Genomic DNA, 3,653 nt, shown 5'->3' with positions numbered 1-3,653 from the left:
ATGCACAACAATGTCATTATCGCAGCCGGGATAACCTTATGATTACAGAGCAGTTACGACTGTAGTACTAAGCCTAATGTGTCAGGATATATTTCAATGGAGTTCACTGTTGAACCAGCATAGACAAATATTGCAGATGTTAGTCCTTGTTCGAGGAGTTCAGGGCACGGATTTATAGATCTGGATCACAAGAAAAAGTATATTGTAGAAACTAAAAACCCTGAGTGGGTGCTCAGGGTTTTTAGTTAAACATTGTCGATAATGGTCGAGTGTGGACACCCTGTGGACGCAGGTAGACATAAATTTATATATATCAACGAACTACAAGGATATTTTGAACACCATGCCAGTGTTACATAACCGTATTTCTAATCAAGAGCTGAAAGAGCGCATGTTGGCTGAAACAGAGCCGCGCACAACGATCTCTTTTTATAAATATTTTACTATTTCTGAGCCACAGGCTTTTCGCGATAGCCTGTATCAACAGTTTACCGATTTATCTGTCTTTGGGCGGGTTTATATCGCCAAAGAAGGTATCAATGCACAAATTAGTGTGCCTTCCAAAAATGTCGATGCGTTAAGAGCATTATTGGGTGAGAGCGATCCGGCATTAGGCAATTTACGCCTTAACATTGCGCTGGAAGATGACGGTAAATCATTCTGGGTATTGCGCATGAAAGTGCGTGAACGCATTGTTGCTGATGGTATTGAAGATGAAACTTTTGATCCATCTAAAACAGGCGAATATCTGAAAGCGGAACAGGTTAACCAAATGTTGGATGATCCTGATACCGTCTTTGTCGATATGCGTAACCATTATGAATATGAAGTCGGGCATTTCGAAAACGCGATTGAAATTCCATCAGATACATTTCGTGAGCAGTTGCCAATGGCTGTAGAAATGCTGAAGGACAATAAAGATAAAAATGTAGTTATGTACTGTACTGGTGGAATTCGTTGCGAAAAAGCGAGTGCTTATATGCTGCATAACGGTTTTAGCAACGTTTACCATGTAGAAGGTGGCATTATTGAATATGCCCGTAAAGCGGAAGAACAAGGATTGCCAGTCCGGTTTGTTGGCAAGAACTTTGTTTTTGATGAACGTATGGGTGAACGTATTTCTGAAGACGTCATTGCTCACTGTCATCAATGTGGAGTAACGTGTGATAGTCACACCAACTGCAAGAACGATGGTTGCCACTTGTTGTTTATCCAGTGCCCATCTTGTGCAGTGCGTTTTGACGGTTGTTGCAGCGATACCTGTCGCGAAGAGATGAAACTGCCAGAAGAAGAACAGCGTGCCCGTCGGGCAGGAAGAGAAAATGGGGCTAAGATTTTTAATAAGTCTCGCTATCGATTAAATGATGGCTTAAATATCACGTCGCTGCAATCTATTAAGTAGCCGTGCTTTAAGCAGTTCGTTCTTATTTTTCAAATTACAGTCTTACTGTCTGCGTTTACTATCCCAGTCACATAATTTGCTATGTGTTCAGTTATTCATTTGGGACACTCAATATATTGAGTGTCCCAATGGGTTAGGAGTGTCCAAACTTATTGCTAATGTTTAATATGATCGAGTTGACTGTATTCCGAGGCTTCTATTTTTTCAATCCCGGCTTGTAGAATGAGGATAAGTTGTTTCGCTACACCTGTTGTTAACCATAACGTTTTGTCAACACTGACATTTTCTGTGGTTTGATCTTGGGTGGATGAGTAATGAAGGCGTATCATCATGGCGTCATAGGCATCAACGGTACTGATATCCCAGCCTACAACAGGATGAGTTTGAATTATTTCATTTTCTTTTCCCATATAACCTCCTAATCAGACAGCAAAATCATTATTGATATAATTGACTAAGAGCAAAAGATCTCATCTAAGATGAGTCCTTAGCAGTATAAACCTTTTTGGCAATCTAAGAAGTGAAAAGGGCGAGATTTTTGCATTATAGAGGATAGGGGTAGTCAGGCCGGAAGTGTGCGGAAATAGAGAACAATTTCCGCACCGATGGTTGTGGTAAAATTACTCACATACCTTTACGTCCCATCCAGCATCTTCCCCGGCAAGGAATGGAATTAACTTTTCGTCACCACACTCAACATATTCAACGACTGGTGTTGGTTTGCGGGTGAGTTCGATAAAATCATCATTAATGGGTAAGTCGTAAAATGCGGGGCCATTCAGGGAACAGAAAGACTCGAAATATTCCATTGCACCCATCTCTTCAAACACAGTGGCATAGGCTGCCAGCGCGGTTGGGGCATTGAAAACGCCTGCGCAGCCACAAGAAGATTCTTTGCGGTGCAAGACATGAGGAGCGGAATCCGTGCCTAAGAAAAAGCGGTTACAGCCACTGGTCACTGCTGCCCGGAGTGCTTCCTGATGAATATTACGTTTTAGCACAGGTAAGCAGTAAAGATGGGGACGAATTCCCCCAACCAGCATATGGTTGCGATTGAACATCAAATGTTGTGGTGTCAGTGTCGCACCTAATTTATCGTTGCCTTCAAGAACGTATTCTGCTGCTTCTTTGGTGGTAATATGCTCAAAAACGACTTTTAATTCAGGAAACTGCTGACGTAATGGTTCCATTACCTGTTCGATAAAACGCGCTTCACGGTCAAAAATATCGATATGAGAGGCAGTAACTTCCCCATGGATCAGTAAAGGCATGCCTATTTTTTCCATGGTTTCCAGTAATGAATAGATTTTTTTGATATCTGAAACACCATGACTGGAATTCGTTGTTGCGTTGGCAGGATAAAGTTTGCAAGCGGTGAAGATCCCTTCTTTATAACCCGTCTCAATTTGGTCGCTGGCTGTTGAATCTGTCAGATAGCAAGTCATAAGCGGTTGGAAGTGATGGTCTGACGGAATAGCGGCGATTATCCGTTCCTTATAGGCTTTGGCGCTGGCAACATCTGTCACTGGAGGGACAAGGTTGGGCATGACGATTGCCCGGCCAAAAAAACGGCTGGTATGGGGCACAATGGTTTTTAGCATATCACCATCACGAAAATGGACATGCCAGTCGTCAGGGCGGCGGATTTTAATTGTATATGATTCAGTGGTCATGGAACCGGCTCCAGAATATGGGTGAAAAACGGTGGATGCTGACTCAGCAATCCTTAAGCCGGAGGAGGATGATAAAGTGAAAATCGTTAAATAGCTATTGTTGAATGATAATATTGTTTGGGTCTTGGAAAATTAAAATTTTAAGTTTATCTGGGGTTAGGGTATCCAGAGGAAATTATCATATCAAAAAAGGAAAAAATAGAAGTAACAACACGAGGGTGAATTGAATTTGGCTCCTCCAGCTGGACTCGAACCAGCGACATACGGATTAACAGTCCGCCGTTCTACCGACTGAACTATGGAGGAACTCCTTCAAGACGGGGTGAATATTAACGGCACTTTTTACGTTTGTCAAAGCAGAAAATAACAATAACTGTTTGATTGCTGAGAATCTGTGCGTTATGTGTTTTTTTGACTTAAAAATGAGGCATAGGAGTAAGGGAATAAGTAATCGAAGGAGAAAACAGGCAGAGAGCTTTTTGAAAAATGGAGAGATTAAAAAGAAGAAAGATACAAAACAGAAAAGATAAAAAACAGAAGTCCGGAAAGCAAAAAGCCTGATTAGTTTTACTAATCAG

3 protein-coding genes and 1 tRNA gene are annotated in these 3,653 nt (G+C 41.7%); 1 reads left to right on the top strand and 3 read right to left on the bottom strand.

Annotation, left to right across the window (positions count from 1 at the left end; translation table 11 throughout):
* Positions 1-343: 343 nt before the first annotated feature.
* Complete coding sequence (gene trhO / locus PSI17_RS16145) at positions 344-1,402, top strand: oxygen-dependent tRNA uridine(34) hydroxylase TrhO (RefSeq protein WP_273552936.1); 1,059 nt, start codon at positions 344-346, stop codon at positions 1,400-1,402.
* A gap of 155 nt (positions 1,403-1,557) precedes the next feature.
* Here trhO and bssS read toward each other — a convergent pair whose 3' ends face one another.
* The 3 genes from bssS to PSI17_RS16130 form a co-directional block, all read right to left on the bottom strand.
* The gene (gene bssS / locus PSI17_RS16140) at positions 1,558-1,812 is read right to left on the bottom strand and encodes a biofilm formation regulator BssS (RefSeq protein ID WP_045971142.1); all 255 of its coding nucleotides are present in this window, start codon (positions 1,810-1,812) and stop codon (positions 1,558-1,560) included.
* 210 nt (positions 1,813-2,022) lie between these two features.
* Positions 2,023-3,075: a dihydroorotase gene (pyrC, locus tag PSI17_RS16135; RefSeq protein ID WP_273552935.1), complete on the bottom strand. Its 1,053-nt coding sequence runs from the start codon at positions 3,073-3,075 to the stop codon at positions 2,023-2,025.
* 230 nt (positions 3,076-3,305) lie between these two features.
* A tRNA-Asn gene (locus PSI17_RS16130) sits at positions 3,306-3,381 on the bottom strand.
* Positions 3,382-3,653 lie beyond the last annotated feature (272 nt).

This window comes from Xenorhabdus sp. IM139775 (assembly GCF_028598745.1).
Taxonomy (GTDB): domain Bacteria; phylum Pseudomonadota; class Gammaproteobacteria; order Enterobacterales; family Enterobacteriaceae; genus Xenorhabdus.
This window is presented reverse-complemented; position numbering and strand designations above follow the sequence as displayed.